The sequence below is a fragment of the Burkholderia sp. WSM2232 genome, assembly GCF_000472545.1.
Taxonomy (GTDB): domain Bacteria; phylum Pseudomonadota; class Gammaproteobacteria; order Burkholderiales; family Burkholderiaceae; genus Paraburkholderia.
The window spans coordinates 63,569-79,608 of record NZ_AWZV01000018.1 but is presented as its reverse complement, the minus strand read 5'-3'; the positions used below and the strand labels follow the sequence as shown (position 1 = coordinate 79,608).

Here is a 16,040-nt window from a genome sequence, read left to right as displayed (position 1 = left end):
GAGTCGATGCGCGCTCGCGCGCGCGTCAGCAGGCAATGCGAATTTCGAGGATTCAATGACTGAACATACTGCAACGGGATCCATGTTCGACCCGGCGCTGCTGCGCCCGGCGATCATGGACTCATTCAAGAAACTCACGCCGCGCACGCAGTTGCGTAATCCCGTGATGTTCTGCGTCTACGTGGGCAGCATCCTGACGACGGTTCTATGGTTCGCCGCGCTCGCCGGCGAGGCCGAGGCGCCCGCGGGCTTCATTCTCGCCGTCACGCTGTGGTTGTGGTTCACGGTGCTGTTCGCGAACTTCGCGGAAGCGCTCGCCGAGGGGCGCTCGAAAGCGCAGGCTGCGGCGCTGCGCAGCGCGAAGAAAGACGTGATGGCGAAAAAGCTCAACGAGCCGCATCCGAAGTCGCCGGTGCGTATCGTCACGGCTTCGGATCTGCGCCGCGGCGACGTCGTGCTGGTCGAGACTGGCGACGTGATTCCCGCCGACGGCGAAGTGCTCGAGGGCGTCGCCTCGGTCGACGAATCGGCGATCACCGGCGAATCCGCGCCGGTGATCCGCGAGTCGGGCGGCGACTTCTCGTCGGTCACGGGCGGCACGCGCGTGCTCTCCGACTGGATCGTGGTACGCGTCACCGCGAACCCGGGCGAGGCGTTTCTCGATCGCATGATCGCAATGGTCGAGGGCGCGAAGCGGCAAAAAACGCCCAACGAGATCGCGCTGACCATTCTGCTGGTTGCGTTGACCATCGTCATGTTGCTCGCCACCGCGACGTTGCTGCCGTTCTCGATGTTTTCGGTGGAAGCCGCGCATCTGGCAAATGCGGCGGGGCACGTGGTGACGATTACCGCCCTGGTCGCGCTGCTGGTGTGCCTGATTCCAACCACTATCGGCGGATTGTTATCGGCAATCGGCGTGGCCGGCATGAGCCGCATGATGCAGGCGAATGTCATTGCCACTTCGGGCCGCGCGGTGGAAGCGGCTGGCGACGTGGACGTGCTGCTGCTCGACAAGACCGGCACGATCACGCTCGGCAACCGCCAGGCGTCGCTGTTCATACCTGCGCCAGGTCTCACCGAGGAGGCGCTTGCGGACGCGGCCCAGCTTTCGTCGCTCGCCGACGAGACACCCGAAGGCCGCAGCATCGTCGTGCTCGCCAAGCAGCGCTTCAATATCCGGCAGCGCGATATGGCGTCGCTGCACGCGGAGTTTCTCGCGTTCACCGCGCAAACGCGCATGAGCGGCGTCGATCTTCCCAACCGGGAAATCCGCAAGGGCGCGGCCGACGCCGTGAAGCACTACGTCGAAGCGCACGGCGGCCGCTTTCCGCACGAAGTCAGCAACGCGGTGGCGGAGGTCGCGCGGCGCGGCAGCACGCCGCTCGTGGTCGCGGAGAAAGGGCAGCAGGGCGCGCGCGTACTGGGCGTGATCGAGTTGAAGGACGTGGTGAAAGGCGGCATCAAGGAGCGCTTTGCCGAACTGCGCAAGATGGGCATCAAGACCGTGATGGTGACGGGCGACAACCGCCTGACCGCGGCGGCAATCGCGGCCGAAGCCGGCGTGGACGATTTCCTTGCTGAAGCCACGCCCGAAGCGAAGCTCGCCACGATTCGCGCGCATCAGGCCGAAGGCCGGCTCGTCGCGATGACCGGCGACGGCACCAACGACGCGCCCGCGCTCGCACAGGCCGATGTCGCAGTGGCGATGAACACCGGCACGCAGGCCGCGAAAGAAGCCGGCAACATGGTGGACCTGGATTCGAATCCGACCAAGCTGATCGAGATCGTTGAGATCGGCAAGCAGATGCTGATGACGCGCGGCTCCCTGACCACGTTCTCGATTGCAAACGACCTCGCCAAATACTTCGCGATCATTCCGGCCGCGTTCGCGACCACTTATCCGGCGTTGAATGCGCTCAACGTGATGCATCTCGCGACGCCCGCCTCCGCGATCATGTCGGCAGTCATTTTCAATGCGCTGATTATCGTGCTGCTGATACCGCTCGCGTTGAAGGGCGTGCGGTATCGCGCGCTTGGCGCGGCCGTTCTGTTGCGGCGCAATCTGCTCGTCTACGGGCTCGGCGGAATCGTGGTGCCGTTCATCGGCATCAAGTTGATCGATATGGTGCTGGCCGCATGCGGCTGGGTCTAAGGCAGTTACGAGGAAACAATCATCATGAAGAATCTGTTGCGTCCGTTGATCGTCATTTTTGCGGTGCTGAGCGCCGTGACCGGTCTCGCTTATCCTGCGTTGGTGACCGCGCTCGGTCAGACGCTCATGCACGACGAAGCGAATGGCAGTCTGATCGAGCACGACGGCAAGGTGGTCGGCTCGAAGCTGATCGGTCAGCAGTTCGACGCGCCTCAGTACTTCTGGGGACGCCTGTCGGCGACGAGTCCCATGCCCTATAACGCGCAGGCTTCGGGCGGCTCGAACCTCGGGCCGACCAATCCTGCGTTGCTCGACGAAATGAAAGGCCGCATCGACGCGTTGAAGGCCGCCGGTACAGATCTTTCGAAGCCGGTGCCGGTGGATCTCGTGACCTCGTCGGGCAGCGGTCTCGACCCCGAGATCAGCCCGGCGGCCGCCGCGTATCAGATCGCGCGAGTGGCAAAAGCGCGCGGGCTGGCGACGAACGACGTAGAAGCGCTGGTTGAGCGGTATACGAGCGGGCGTCAATTTGGCGTGCTGGGCGAGCCACGCGTGAATGTGCTGCAACTGAACCTCGCACTCGACGAAAGGACTCGTGGTTGAGTGCCGTGGTCGCGTAAAGCGGTTGCGTCCGTGGCGTTTTGCTGATGTGCGTGGATGGTGGCGTCACTAGGCCGATGGGCGGGCGGCATGTGTGCGCGTGAATGGTGACCATGCGAGGCCCATTTGCCGCGAAGCCGCCGGCGTGCCACCATTGCACGCAAAACCGCACACACCAACGCACACAAAACCGCACGCATACAACGACAACACCAACGCATGAACCGCCCCGATCCTGACGAACTGCTCGACAAACTGCAGCGTGACGAACAAAAACGTCAGCGCGGCAAGCTGAAGATTTTCTTCGGCGCGTCGGCGGGCGTCGGCAAGACCTATGCGATGTTGCAGGCGGCGCGTCGCCGTCGCGACGAAGGCGCGGACGTGCTGGTCGGTATCGCCGAAACGCATGGGCGCGGCGAAACGGCGGCGCTGCTCGAAGGTCTCGACCTGTTGCCGCTTGCGCAGATCGAATACCGTGGCCGCAAGCTCGGCGAATTCGACCTCGACGCGGCGCTTGCGCGCAAGCCGCAACTAATACTCGTCGACGAGCTTGCGCATTCGAACGTGCAGGGCGCGCGGCATCTGAAGCGCTGGCAGGACGTCTATGAACTGCTCGACGCCGGCATCGACGTGTACACCACGGTCAACGTTCAGCATCTGGAAAGCCTGAACGACGTGGTGGGACAGATCACCGGCATTCGCGTGTGGGAGACGGTGCCTGACCGCGTGTTCGATCGCGCCGATGAAGTCACGCTGGTCGATCTGCCTGCCGAGGAACTGCTCGATCGCATGCGCGACGGCAAGGTGTACCTCGCGCAGCAGGCCGAGCGCGCGGTGCGCAATTTCTTTCGCAAAGGCAATCTGATCGCGCTGCGCGAGCTTGCGCTGCGCCGCACGGCGGACCGTGTCGATGCGCAGATGCACGAGTATCGCGCAGACCGTTCGATCGAACGCATCTGGCAGGCGCGCGAGCGCTTGCTGGTGTGCGTGGGCCCCGGTCCCGAAGCGCCGATGCTGGTGCGCGCGGCGGCGCGTCTTGCCGCCAGTCTGAAGGCGGACTGGATCGCCGTGTATGTCGAAACGCCCGCCTTGCAGCGCTTGCCCGACGCGCGTCGCGAACGCACGCTCAATGCGTTGAAGCTTGCCGCGGAACTGGGTGCGGAAACCGCCACGCTCGCCGGCACCGATGCGGTTGCCGCGCTCACCGGTTATGCGCAGGCTCGCAACGTGTCGAAGCTGGTGGCGGGTGCATCGACGCGAACCGGCATCGCACGCTGGTTGCGCCGGCCGCTTGGCGAGCGCCTCGCCGAGCAGGGAAGCCATGCCGACATCACGCTGATTGGCCTGTCGTCCGCCGGTGGCAGCGGCGAGCAGCGCCGGCTGCTCGACACGACCGCCAACGCCTGGCGCGACGCGTTGAGCGCCGCGCGCGAGCGCCGCTCGCCGCCCCGCGCCTACGCGTTTGCACTGGCGATCTGCGCGGGCATTACCGTGGTGGCGAGCCAGTTGCTCGCCCGTATTGATCTGACCAACCTCGTCATGCTGTACCTGCTCGGCGTGATCTTTGCCGCGGCGAAGCTGGGACGCGGGCCCGGCGTGTTGCTGTCGTTCATGAGCGTGGCGGCCTTTGACTTTTTCTTCGTGCCGCCGCGCTTGTCGTTGTCGGTGTCGGACACGCAGTATCTGCTGACGTTCTTCGGCATGTTGCTGACTTCGCTGGTGATCAGCCATCTCACGTCGAGCTTGCGGCGCGAAGCGCGGGTCGCACGGCGCCGCGAACAGCGCACGGGTGCGATGTATGCGATGGCGCGCGAACTCGCTGCTGCGCTGACCGCCGAGCAGATTGTCGGCATCGGCAGCCGCCACGTGAGCGAGGTGTTCGGCGCGCGCGTCGCGATCCTGCTGCCCGACAGCGCGGATCGGGTCCGGCAGAAGATCGAAGACGCGGACGCAGCGATCACGCTCGAGGGCGAGCTCCTCGATACCGACGTCGGCCAGTGGACCTACGATCACCAGAAGCCGGCGGGGCACGGCACCGATACGCTGCCGGCGGCCGCCGCCCTGTATCTTCCGCTGAAGGCCCCGATGCGCACGCGCGGCGTGCTCGCCGTGGTGTTGCGCGACGAACGCGAACTGAGCGTGCCCGAGCAGCAACGCATGCTCGACGCCTTCGCCGCACAAATCGCGCTCGCGCTGGAACGCGTGCATTACGTGGACATCGCGCGCGACGCGCTGGTCAGTATGGAATCCGAACGATTGCGCAACTCGCTGCTGTCTGCGATTTCGCACGACTTGCGTACGCCGCTCACGACCATCGTGGGCTTTTCGTCTATGCTCGCGCAATCGCGTAAGCATGCGGGGGACGCGCGGCGCGACGATGAACTCGTGGAAGCGATCCATGAAGAAGCGCTGCGCATGACGGGCATCGTGACGAATCTGCTCGACATGGCGCGCCTGCAGGCGGGCAGCCTGCAACTGAACCGCCAGTGGACGCTGCTGGAGGAAACCGTGGGCGCCGCGCTGCGCGCCTGCCGCCGCGTGCTGGCCGGGCGCCCGGTTCGGGTCGAACTGGCAGCCGATTTGCCATTGCTTCACCTCGACGCCGTGCTGATGGAGCGGCTCTTCTCGAACCTTTTCGAAAACGCCGCGAAATACACGCCGCCAGGTACGCCGTTGACCATCGGCGCGCAGCGCTTCGACGAGGACGGCAAGTCGTTCGTGCGCGTGAACGTCGACGATAACGGGCCCGGCCTGCCCGCAGGCATGGAAGCACGCGTGTTCGAGAAATTCACGCGCGGCGAGAAGGAGTCGGCGAAGCCCGGCATCGGCCTCGGCCTTGCGATTTGCCGCGCGATTGTCGAGGCGCACGGCGGCAGCATAGGCGCGATCAATCGTTTATCGGCGCAAGATGCAGGGCCGCTGGCTGCGACGGGACGAGCCGTGGGCCGTGTCGAAGGCGCGCGTTTCTGGTTTACGCTGCCGGTGGACACGCCGCCCGACGTAACGCACGCTGCCGATGCGCTGGAAGACGAATCCGCCGACAATCTCCGTCCCCACCCNCCCCCGACTGAGCCCGCCAGGCCCCCCCATGAGTGACCTCAGCATCACCGTCGTTCTGATCGAAGACGAAAAGCAGATCCGCCGTTTCGTGCGCGCCGCGCTCGAAGGCGAGGGCATGGTCGTGCACGACGCCGAAACCGGCAAGCAGGGTCTCGTGGAAGCCGCGACGCGCAAGCCCGACCTCGTCATCGTCGATCTCGGCCTGCCCGACACCGACGGGCTCGACGTGATCCGCGAACTGCGCGGCTGGAGCGAATTGCCGGTGATCGTGCTGTCGGCACGCACCCAGGAAAGCGAAAAGGTCGCGGCGCTCGATGCCGGCGCCGACGACTACCTCACCAAGCCGTTCGGCGTGTCGGAACTGCTCGCGCGGATTCGCGCGCATCTGCGGCGGCGCAATCAGGGCGGTGCGAACGAATCGCCGCAGGTGCGCTTCGGCGCGGTGAGTGTGGATCTCGCGTTGCGGCAGGTCACGCGCGACGGCGTGGCGGTTCATCTGACGCCCATCGAATACCGGCTGCTCGCGACGCTGGTGCGCCATGCCGGCCGCGTGCTGACGCACCGGCAACTGCTGCGCGATGTCTGGGGGCCGTCACACGTGGAGAGCCATCACTATCTGCGCATCTACATGGCGCATCTGCGCGGCAAGCTCGAGCGCGACCCCGCACAGCCCGAGCACATCGTCACGGAGACGGGCGTGGGCTACCGGCTGGTCGGCGTGGCCTGAGCATCGCGGCGCGTGCAGCCGGGCACAACCACGGCGGCGCCGTTATAATTACTGACCGTAAGGACGGCCTTACGCTATTCACAAACGGGGACGGCCCCATCTGATCATGGAGCTGTTCCATGTCCTGGATTCTTCTGTTCATCGCCGGTCTGCTGGAAGTCGCCTGGGCGGCGGGCCTCAAGAGCTCCGAAGGTTTCACGCGCCTGTGGCCTTCTGTTTTCACCCTCGTCACCGCAACTGGCAGCTTTGTCCTGCTGGCCATGGCAATGCGGCAGTTGCCGCTCGGCACAGCCTACGCGGTGTGGACGGGCATCGGCGCGGTCGGCGCTTTCGTGTTCGGCATCGTCATGATGGGGGAAGCGCTGACGCTTGCGCGCGTGGCGAGCGCGGCGCTGATCGTCGTCGGACTGATCGGGCTCAAGCTGTCGTCCGGACACTGAGCGCGGCAGCGGCAGCATGAACCCGGGCCGGCTCGAGCCGCCCGAGCCGCCAATTTGCGGGCCACTCTGCGTTCTGCGAATTAACGTGGCTATAATGAGATCGACACCAACCTGAAGTTGCCCGCGGCCTGCTCGGCGCGGCCGGCTTGGCGCGGGTCTGACGACTTCGGTGTGGCGGCTCATTGCTGATTGGCCTCCCGGAGCGCCCGGCGCGCGCGGCGAGCCTGGAGGCGGCCATGCTTGAATCACTTTCGCTTGCTGCGGGGCTCTCATGGGGCAGCGGCCTGCGCCTCTACCTGACGGTCCTGCTGGCCGGCGTATTCGAGCGCCTCGGCCTCGTCCATCTTCCCGATACGTTGTCCGCGCTGTCCTCGCCTTGGGTGATCGGCGTGGCGGCCGTGCTGACCGTCACCGAATTTCTCGCCGACAAGATTCCCGCGTTCGATTCGCTGTGGGACGCGGTTCACACCTTCATCCGCATTCCGGCCGGCGCGATGCTTGCGGCCGGCGCGCTCGGTCACGCCGATCCGGCGCTGCTGACGGTCGCCGCGCTCGCGGGCGGCACGCTTGCGGGCACCGCGCATCTGACGAAAGCGGGCACCCGCGCGTTGATCAATCTGTCGCCGGAGCCGGTGTCCAATGTCGTCACGTCGACCGCCGAAGACGGCTTTGTGTTCGGCGGCATCCTGCTCGCGCTGTTCGTGCCGCTGCTGTTCCTGGTGCTGATCGTGGGCTTTCTCGTGCTCGCCGGCTGGGTGTTGCCGCGCTTGTGGCGCGGCGTGCAGGGCGGCTTTCGCGGCATGGCGACGCACATGGTGTCGCGCCTCGCGAGGAGCCGGCACGAGTGAGCGATACGGTTCGACGTTCAACGGCGCGGGTCGCCGCACCGGCGGCGCGCCGTTTTAGCCGCGCCGATCTGCTGCGCCAGGCGCTGCGCATGACCGCGCGCGACTGGCGCGCGGGCGAGCTCACTATCCTGCTGCTTGCGCTCGTGCTTGCCGTGGCGGCGCTTTCCAGCGTCGGCTTTCTCGCCGACCGGCTGCATCAGGGGTTGGAGCGCGACGCAAGGCGCATGATTGCCGCCGACTTCATCGTGCGCGCCGATCATCCGGTCGACGCGCAGTTCGCGCGCGAGGCCGCGGCGCTCGGCCTGAACACCGCGACCACGGCCATCTTTCCCAGCATGATCAACTCGACCGGCGCGCAGCCCGTGTCGCGGCTCGCCGCGATCAAGGCGGTGTCGCCGGGTTATCCGTTGCGCGGCGCGCTGCGCATCGCGCACGGGCCAGGCGCGGCGGATCGCGCGGCACAGTCCATTCCGGCGCCGGGCACCGTGTGGGTCGACCAGCAACTGCTCGACGCGCTGAAAGTGCGGGTCGGCGACACGGTGAAGGTCGGCAACCGCAGCTTCACGATCGGCGCGATGATTACGCGCGAACTGGACCGCGGCTTCTCGTTCGTGAACTTTTCGCCGCGTCTGATGATGCGCGCCGACGAAGTGCAATCCACCGGCCTGATCACGTTTGGCAGCCGCGTCACGTACCGGCTGCTGGTGGCGGGCGCGGACGCTCCGGTGGCGCGCTTCGCGCAGTTCGCGCATGGCAAGGTGGATGGCGGCAAGATGCGCGGCGTCGCGCTCGAATCGCTGCAGGACGGCCAGCCGCAAGTGCGGCAGACGCTCGATCGCGCGAGTCATTTCCTGACGCTGGTGTCGCTGCTGACCGCGCTGCTTGCGGCGGTTGCCATTGCCATGGCCGCGCATCGGTATATGCGGCGGCATCTGGACGGCTGCGCGGCGATGCGCTGTCTAGGAGTCAGCCAGGCCACGTTGCGCGCACTGTTCACGCTCGAATTCGTCGGCGTGGGGGTTGCGGGCGGCATGCTCGGCGTGGCGCTCGGGTTTCTCGGCCACCTCGCGTTGCTGACCTGGCTTGGCAGTCTGATCGACGTCGAATTGCCGTACCCGAGCGCATGGCCAGCACTCCAGGGCATTGCCGCGGGGCTCGTGCTGCTGCTTGGTTTCGCGTTGCCGCCGCTGTTGCCGCTCACGCGTGTGCCGCCTGTGCGTGTGCTGCGCCGCGAGTGGGGGGAAGCCGGGCGCACTGCGTGGGCCGCATACGGAGTCGGCATCATGCTGTTTGCCGCGCTGCTGATCGTTGCGGCGGGCGAACTGAAGCTCGGCGGCATTGTCGCCGGCGGTTTCGCGGGCGGGCTGCTGGTGTTCGCCTGCATCGCGCGGCTCGCGCTGTGGGCTGCGGCGCGCGTGGTGCGCAGCGAGCGCGTGAATGCAGGAATCGGCTGGCGTTACGCGTTGGCTTCGCTCGAGCGGCGCAGCGGCGCGAGCGCGTTGCAGATCACCGCGCTCGGCATTGGCCTGATGTGCCTGCTGTTGATCGCGATGACGCGCAACGATCTGGTGGCGGGCTGGCGCAAATCGACGCCGCCCGATGCGCCGAACGAATTCATCATCGACATACAGCCCGATCAGCGCGAAGCGGTCACCCGTTATCTCAACACGCACGGCGTGCCCGGCACGGTGCTCTCGCCGATGGTGCGCGGCCGCCTCACGGCGATCAACGGCCTTGCGGTCAACCCGGATTCGTTCAAGGGCGACGACGCGAAGCGGCTGGTCGACCGCGAATTCAATCTGTCGTACACGACGCAGTTGCCGGACGACAATCGTATTTCCGCCGGCAAGTGGTACGGCGACACCACGACCCCGCAGATTTCGATTGAAGAAGGGCTCGCGAAGCTGATCAACGTGAAGCCCGGCGACGTACTGCGCTTCGACGTCACCGGCTTGCAGGTCGACGCGCCGGTCACGAGCGTGCGCAAGCTCGACTGGGGTTCGTTCAAGGTCAACTTCTTCGTGCTGATGCCGCCCGCCGCGCTACAGGATTTCCCGGCAACCTTCATCACCAGTTTCCATTTGCCGCCGGAAAAACGCGCGACCATCGACGGCCTGATCGCTGCCTATCCGAACCTCACGGCTATCGACACCGGTCCAATTCTCGCGCAGGTGCAGCGCGTGCTGCAGCAGGTGATCGGCGCCGTGCAGTTTCTGTTCGCGTTCACGCTTGCGGCGGGCGTGCTGGTGCTGTACGCAGCGCTTGCCGGCACACGCGACGAGCGTATGCGAGAATCCGCACTGCTGCGCGCGCTGGGCGCGTCGCACGGCCAGGTGCGCACGGTGCAGGTCGCGGAGTTCGTCGCGGTTGGCGCGCTGGCCGGGCTGATGGCCGCAATCGGCGCGCAGATTATCGGCTGGGTGCTCGCGACCCGCGTGTTCCAGTTCTATCTGGAGTTCAACCCGTGGCTGCTGCCGGCCGGCGTAGTGGCGGGCATTGCCTGCGCGGCTGTCGGAGGCTGGCTGAGTTTGCGGCATGTGTTGTCGCGTCCCGCATTGCAGTCGCTGCGGGACGCCTGATTATTTTCCGGGTTGGTGAGTGTTGATGAGCGAGATGGATGACGAGGTGTCCGCGGCGCAGCCGACGGCCTTCGAACTGGTGGGCGGCGAAGCGCGCGTGCGCGAACTGGTCGACCGTTTTTACGATCTGATGGATCTCGAAGCCGAGTTCGCCGGCATTCGCGCGTTGCATCCCGAGTCAATGGAAGGTTCGCGCGACAAGCTGTTCTGGTTTCTGTGCGGATGGCTGGGCGGCCCGGACCACTACATCAGCCGCTTTGGGCATCCGCGCTTGCGGGCGCGGCATCTGCCGTTCGCGATTGCGTCCAGCGAGCGCGACCAGTGGCTACGCTGCATGGCCTGGGCAATGGAAGACATCGGGCTTGCGGAGCCGCTCAGGGAACGCCTGCTCGGTTCGTTCTTTGAAACGGCGGACTGGATGCGCAACCGCAATGGCTGACGAAGAAGCCGTGGTGCCGGAGTGCGCGCCGTCAGATCGCGCGCCGACCGGTTCGACGCCAGTAGACCTCACCGCTTACAGCGCGCTCCCGCCGCAAGCCCGCGAGGTGCTCGACTGCTGGTTCGGTTCCCCCGATGCAGCGGACTTCGGTCAGGCGCGCAAGCTGTGGTTTTCCGTCGACGAATCGTTCGACGCCATGCTGCGCGAACGTTTCGGAAACCTGATTGATGCCGCACTCGACTCGCACCTCGACAGTTGGGCCGCCACGCCGCTCGGCGCGCTGGCGCTCGTCATCGTGCTGGACCAGTTTTCGCGCAACTGCCATCGCGATACGGCGCGCGCGTTCGCGGCTGACCGCAAGGCGCTGCAGATCGCGCAGCAGATGGTGGCGAGCGGTGCGGATCGGCGCTTGCCAAGCGTGCATTATCGGGCGTTCGCCTATCTGCCGTTCGAACACGACGAAGCGCTGGCGAGCCAGCAGGAATCCCTACGTCTTTTCAAGGCGCTCGCCGACGAGCCGGGCGGCGAGTCGTATTATCCGTTCGCCGTGAGGCACGCCGAGATCGTCGCGCGTTTCGGACGCTTTCCGCATCGCAATGCGCTGCTCGGACGGCAGTCGACGGCCGAGGAAACCGCTTTCTTGCGCGAGCCGGGATCGTCGTTCCAGTCGCGCCGGAGGAAAGGGACGGGGGCGCGCAGGGGTGCAAAGGGCACTGCTGGTTGATGCGCGGTGCGGGACAGTTGGCACGGCGCGGCAGGGCGTCGCGCCACTGCGCGACTCCGCTGACGCATCAATGGGCTAGCGCACTACCGCGCCACCGGCTTACTGGGCCACCGCGCTACTGCGTCACTGCACATTGAGCACCGCACGTCGATCGCCACCGCCGCCGCGCATCGATCACCGCATGACGACCGCCACCGCCGCACGTCGATCACCGCACCACTGCACCCCTCGAAGATGCAGCAAAGCGCCGCGTATTGCGCGATGCCGGCGCGCCTTGCCATCACAACGATAAGTTGCGCTCGCAACCATGGCCACGCGCTCACGGACCATCGGCCGCAGCCGGCGCGGCCGTCGGCGTGCGCACGAACACGCGCAGCAGCTCGTCGTTGTCGCCGGGCCGCGCTCCGCTCCAGAAGAGCCGCCAGTCGCCGGCGGGCAGCAAGGCGTTGGTGCGGCGGCTTTCGACAATCAGCCAGGTGCAGGCCGTCGTGCGTGTGTTCGCGCTCGGCTGATGCGCGATGCCCGAGTAGTAATAGAGCATCGGCGCCTCGGATTCGCCGAGCCCGACGCTCGCCATGCAATCGCCGTCGTTCCATTCCCGATTCAGCGCGGCGCCGAGGTTTTCGAACACAGAGCGGTAGCTTTTCGCATAGTCAAGCCAAGGCAGCAGCAGCGTGCTGACGAGTCCCCAAGCGACGATTGCGCCCGCGCACCAGCTGAGCGCGCCGCGCCACTTGCCGGTGTACTTGAAGACGGGCAGGAGCCAGAGCCAGCCAAGCGTCATCAGCAGCGCGGCCGCGAGCAGAACGGGTTTCACTGGCAACACCCAGTCGAGCGGCAGCCACCGGCCGAGCAGATGCAGCGAAGCGTGCGCACTGACTGGACTGCTCATGATCGACCAGACGATCCATGCGAGCGCCGCCGTGCTGCCGAACAGCACACGGCTCGTCATGTCCCAGACAGTATGCAGACGTCGCGGGAGCCGCTCGACGCCTTGCATCGCGAGCAGCGCAAGCGGCGCGATGAACGGCAGGATGTAGAGCTCGCGGATCGTCGCCGAGGATTGCAGCACGGCGAAACCGACGCCCGCAAAGATCGTCGGCAACATGACGCGCGGATCGCGCCAGCGCCGCCACGCACCGCCGGCGAGCGCGGCCAGCGCGAGCGGCACGGCCGGAAAACCGACGCTCAGCGCCGTGCGCAGCACGAACAGCCGGCTTTCGCTTTCCGAGCCGAGCTCTGCGACCGAGAAGCCGAAGAAACGGCCGATGTTGTTGTCCCAGAGCCAGATCCTGAAAAGCGCCTCGGAGCGCAGATAAAAGCAGATCGGCCAGATCAGCGCGAACGGTGCCAGGACCAGCGCCGCGATGCCCAGTGCGGCTGCGAAGCTGCGGCTGCGGCAGGCAGGATAGAGCGCAAGCACTGCACAGGTCGTCGCGCCGAATACCAGCGGCACAAACAGGCCCTTGGCGAGAAAGGCGACGCCCACGCCTGCGCCGAACATTGCCGCACCGCTCAGAATCGCATGGCGGCGCGCGCGCGCCGCTTCGCCCGACAGGCCGCCTCGCGCGCCATCGTCGTGAAGATGCACGAGCACCAGTTCAAAGAGCCCGCAAAAGCCAAGGGCAGCGCCCGCCATGAGCGCGACGTCGGTCATCATGTCGTGGACATGCTTGACGACGACGAGCGTGCCGCCGAACAGCGCCAACGTGCCGAGCACGCGCAGGTCGAACCAGCTCGACGCATCCACCGCGCGGCGTGCGACGCGCGCCGTGTAGTAGACGGTCAGGCCCGCGAACAGCGCGCTCGCGAGCCGTGCGGCATCATGCAGCGGCAGATAGCGGCCGAACATCCATGCGAGGCCCGCGGCGACCCAGTCGTAGACCGGCGGTTTCTCGACAAACGGCTGGCCAGCATTGGTGGGCACGACGAGATCGCCGGTGTCGAGCATGTGCTGGACAATGCCGAACGTATAGGTTTCGTCCTGCTTCCAGGGATCGTGCCCCAAGGTACCCGGCAACAGCCACGCGCACAGGACCGCCAGCGCGACGAGCCACATCAGCGGACGGACGCTGCTGAGCGCGCGCCAGCGTGCGCCGCCGCTCGGGCGATCCGCAGCCGGCAAGCCGAGGGCGGGCTGATCGCCAGCGCTTGACGCGGGCGGTCCCGAAGGCTTGGCGGGGCGCGTGGGCGCGGCGGCTGCGGAGGTCTGGGCGTCGGTCGCGCCTGCGTTGTTCGGGTTGATCGGGCCGCTCAGGCCGCTCGCGCCACTCGGGGCGGCGCCGGCTAACCGCGCCTGCTGCGAGTGATCGGCGAAGCCCGCTGTCGCGGACACCGCTGTGGCGGCGCTCCCCTTGCGCCACGGTGTGGAAGACTTTTCTTGCATGAAACGATCTCTGGTCTGGTCGCGGTGTGCGGCAAACCGGTTGCGCACACGATGTTCTAGCTTGCGTCGCGCGAGTCCGCGCGGTCGTCGCGATTGTAGTCTCCCATTATTACGGTTGATTACAGGCGCGGCGGCGCACGCATACTGCGATTGGGCGTGCCGCGGCGATGCCTGATGCCGCTAAGGGAGGCAACGAAGAGCGGGAAGAGCGGGGAGAGAGGCAGAGAGGCAGAGAGGCAGAGAGGCAGAGAGGCAGAGAGGCAGAGGCAGAGGCAGAGGCAGAGGCAGAGGCAGAGAGAGGCAGAGAGAGGCAGAGAGAGGCGGAGAGAGGCGGAGAGAGGCGGAGAGAGGCGGAGAGAGGAAAAGCGGCGCCTGTTCGAGGCGCCGCCCCGCCGGGCGGCGCATGAGAACGAGCGCCGCACAAAGTGTTGAAAGAACCGCGGCTAGCGGCTAGCGCCCGCCTGCCACGTCGAGTAGCGCGCCGGTCACATACGACGCCGCGTCGCTCAACAGCCAGACGATGGTTTGCGCGACTTCGTCCGCGCTGCCGGGACGCCCCAGCGGCGTGGTCGCGCCAAGCTGGGCCGCGCGCTCCGGCTTGCCGCCGCTCGCGTGGATTTCGGTGTCGATAAGGCCGGGCCGCACCGCGTTCACGCGCACGCCTCGCGGCCCCAGTTCTTTCGCGAGGCCGAGCGTCATCGTGTCGACTGCGCCTTTCGAGCCTGCGTAGTCGACGTATTCGTTGGGCGAGCCCAACCGCGCCGCCGCGGAAGACACATTCACGATCACGCCGCCCGCGCCGCCGCGATCGGTCGACATGCGTCGCGCGGCTTCGCGCGCGCACAGATAGGCGCCGAGCACGTTCACATTGAACATGCGCGTGAGGCGAGTGAGGTCCATGTCCGCAAGCGGCATGGACGGGGCCACGATGCCCGCATTGTTGACGAGCGCGTCGAGCCGGCCGAACTCTCGTACAACCGCGTCGAACATGGCGATTACGTCGGCTTCGTTCGCGACGTCGCCGGCAATCGGCAGCGCCCGTCCGCCGGCACGCTCCACTTCTGCGACGGTTTCTTCGGCGGCCCTCCGGTTTTGCGCGTAGTTCACGCCCACCGACCAGCCGCGCTCGCCGAGCAGGCGCGCGGTCGCGCGGCCTATGCCGCGGCTGCCGCCGGTGATCAGAACAGTTTGAGTCATCGCAGCCTCGACTGGCAAGTAGTTAAGGTTCAGGGTCCGACCGAAAACGAAGGGGAAAGGTGGTCATCCGGCGGCAGGGACCGGAGTAAGCCCAACCGCGACAACAGCAGACGCCCCAGCTACCGCATCTGCAACCACAGCCGCCGGTGCAACGGCGACCCCGGCCCGAAGTCCATCCTCTACAACAGCAGACGCCCCAGCTACTGCATCCACAACCACGGCCGCCGGTGCAACCGCGACCACGGCCGCCAGTCCATCCTCCACCGCGGCGTCGAGTCCGCGCCGCAACCCAGGCGCGAATCAAACGGCTTCGCGCTTGATGGCCCACTTGTCGGCGGCGGGCGGCTGATAGCGTTGCAGCTTGCCGATCAACCCGGCGGGGTCGGCGTCCATCTGCAGAATGTCCAGATACGTTTGCCGCATGAATCCTTCTTCCACCGTGTGCTGCAACAGCTTGATCAACGGATCGTAAAAGCCGTCGATGTTCAGTAGTGCAACAGGTTTCTGGTGGTAGCCGAGCTGCGCCCACGTGTAGACCTCGAAAAACTCTTCGAGCGTGCCGGCGCCGCCCGGCATTGCGACGAACGCATCGGACAGATCGGCCATCATCTTCTTGCGATGATGCATATCCGGCACCACGTGCAACTCCGTCAAGCCGTTATGGCCGACTTCCTTGTTGACGAGCAGCTCCGGAATCACGCCGATCGCGCGGCCGCCTTCGGCCATTACCGTGTCGGCGATCACGCCCATCAGCCCGACCTTGCCGCCGCCGTAGACGAGCGCAAGGTCGGCCTCGACCAGCGCGCGTCCGAACGCGCGCGCGGCCTCGGCATACAAGGGTTTGGCTCCGTTCGCGGAACCGCAATACACACACACCGACTTCATGAA

At 66.4% G+C, this 16,040-nt stretch carries 12 protein-coding genes; 9 read left to right on the top strand and 3 right to left on the bottom strand.

Translation table 11 applies throughout. From position 1 onward, the window contains the following. Positions 1–55 precede the first annotated feature (55 nt). The 9 genes from kdpB to F757_RS0117950 all read left to right on the top strand — a co-directional run bounded on the left by kdpB (position 56) and on the right by F757_RS0117950 (position 11,569). Positions 56–2,152: a potassium-transporting ATPase subunit KdpB gene (gene kdpB, locus F757_RS0117990; RefSeq protein WP_027212604.1), complete on the top strand. Its 2,097-nt coding sequence runs from the start codon at positions 56–58 to the stop codon at positions 2,150–2,152. Positions 2,153–2,176: 24 nt separating this feature from the next. After that, a complete protein-coding gene (gene kdpC, locus F757_RS0117985; RefSeq protein ID WP_027212603.1) occupies positions 2,177–2,755 on the top strand; it encodes a potassium-transporting ATPase subunit KdpC in 579 nt (192 codons plus the stop codon). Positions 2,756–2,971: 216 nt separating this feature from the next. Then, the gene (locus F757_RS0117980; protein WP_027212602.1) at positions 2,972–5,848 is read left to right on the top strand and encodes a DUF4118 domain-containing protein; all 2,877 of its coding nucleotides are present in this window, start codon (positions 2,972–2,974) and stop codon (positions 5,846–5,848) included. Beyond that, positions 5,841–6,539, top strand: a complete 699-nt coding sequence (kdpE, locus tag F757_RS0117975; RefSeq protein WP_027212601.1) for a two-component system response regulator KdpE — start codon at positions 5,841–5,843, stop codon at positions 6,537–6,539. Before F757_RS0117980 ends, kdpE begins: the two co-directional genes overlap by 8 nt. A 119-nt stretch (positions 6,540–6,658) precedes the next feature. Beyond that, entirely contained in the window at positions 6,659–6,979 is a 321-nt protein-coding gene (sugE, locus tag F757_RS0117970) for a quaternary ammonium compound efflux SMR transporter SugE (protein ID WP_013339900.1), read from the top strand. 236 nt (positions 6,980–7,215) lie between these two features. Then, entirely contained in the window at positions 7,216–7,827 is a 612-nt protein-coding gene (locus F757_RS0117965; RefSeq protein WP_027212600.1) for a DUF4126 domain-containing protein, read from the top strand. Next, positions 7,824–10,406 carry an ABC transporter permease gene (locus F757_RS0117960; RefSeq protein ID WP_027212599.1) on the top strand — a complete coding sequence of 861 codons (2,583 nt, stop codon included), beginning with the start codon at positions 7,824–7,826 and terminating at the stop codon, positions 10,404–10,406. The genes F757_RS0117965 and F757_RS0117960 overlap by 4 nt, the downstream gene beginning before the upstream one ends. 25 nt (positions 10,407–10,431) lie before the next feature. Then, on the top strand, positions 10,432–10,845 hold the full coding sequence (locus tag F757_RS0117955; RefSeq protein WP_027212598.1) for a group II truncated hemoglobin: 414 nt from the start codon (positions 10,432–10,434) through the stop codon (positions 10,843–10,845). Further along, positions 10,838–11,569 carry a DUF924 family protein gene (locus F757_RS0117950; protein ID WP_035467074.1) on the top strand — a complete coding sequence of 244 codons (732 nt, stop codon included), beginning with the start codon at positions 10,838–10,840 and terminating at the stop codon, positions 11,567–11,569. The genes F757_RS0117955 and F757_RS0117950 overlap by 8 nt, the downstream gene beginning before the upstream one ends. 319 nt (positions 11,570–11,888) lie before the next feature. Here the strand turns inward: F757_RS0117950 and F757_RS0117945 are convergent, their stop codons facing one another. The 3 genes from F757_RS0117945 to F757_RS0117930 all read right to left on the bottom strand — a co-directional run bounded on the left by F757_RS0117945 (position 11,889) and on the right by F757_RS0117930 (position 16,037). Further along, positions 11,889–13,955, bottom strand: coding sequence for an ArnT family glycosyltransferase (locus tag F757_RS0117945; RefSeq protein ID WP_027212596.1), 2,067 nt, complete (start codon positions 13,953–13,955; stop codon positions 11,889–11,891). A gap of 450 nt (positions 13,956–14,405) precedes the next feature. Further along, positions 14,406–15,152, bottom strand: coding sequence for an SDR family oxidoreductase (locus F757_RS0117935; protein WP_027212594.1), 747 nt, complete (start codon positions 15,150–15,152; stop codon positions 14,406–14,408). Between the two features lie 300 nt (positions 15,153–15,452). Beyond that, complete coding sequence (locus F757_RS0117930) at positions 15,453–16,037, bottom strand: TIGR00730 family Rossman fold protein (RefSeq protein ID WP_027212593.1); 585 nt, start codon at positions 16,035–16,037, stop codon at positions 15,453–15,455. Between the last annotated feature and the right edge of the window lie 3 nt (positions 16,038–16,040).

Bases quoted from the DNA above. Each gene is read 5' to 3' on its own strand.
- kdpB (WP_027212604.1), top strand. From the start codon at position 56: ATGACTGAACATACTGCAACGGGATCCATGTTCGACCCGGCGCTGCTG.
- kdpC (WP_027212603.1), top strand. From the start codon at position 2,177: ATGAAGAATCTGTTGCGTCCGTTGATCGTCATTTTTGCGGTGCTGAGC.
- kdpE (WP_027212601.1), top strand. From the start codon at position 5,841: ATGAGTGACCTCAGCATCACCGTCGTTCTGATCGAAGACGAAAAGCAG.
- sugE (WP_013339900.1), top strand. From the start codon at position 6,659: ATGTCCTGGATTCTTCTGTTCATCGCCGGTCTGCTGGAAGTCGCCTGG.
- F757_RS0117965 (WP_027212600.1), top strand. From the start codon at position 7,216: ATGCTTGAATCACTTTCGCTTGCTGCGGGGCTCTCATGGGGCAGCGGC.
- F757_RS0117955 (WP_027212598.1), top strand. From the start codon at position 10,432: ATGAGCGAGATGGATGACGAGGTGTCCGCGGCGCAGCCGACGGCCTTC.
- F757_RS0117950 (WP_035467074.1), top strand. From the start codon at position 10,838: ATGGCTGACGAAGAAGCCGTGGTGCCGGAGTGCGCGCCGTCAGATCGC.
- F757_RS0117945 (WP_027212596.1), bottom strand. From the start codon at position 13,955: ATGCAAGAAAAGTCTTCCACACCGTGGCGCAAGGGGAGCGCCGCCACA.
- F757_RS0117935 (WP_027212594.1), bottom strand. From the start codon at position 15,152: ATGACTCAAACTGTTCTGATCACCGGCGGCAGCCGCGGCATAGGCCGC.
- F757_RS0117930 (WP_027212593.1), bottom strand. From the start codon at position 16,037: ATGAAGTCGGTGTGTGTGTATTGCGGTTCCGCGAACGGAGCCAAACCC.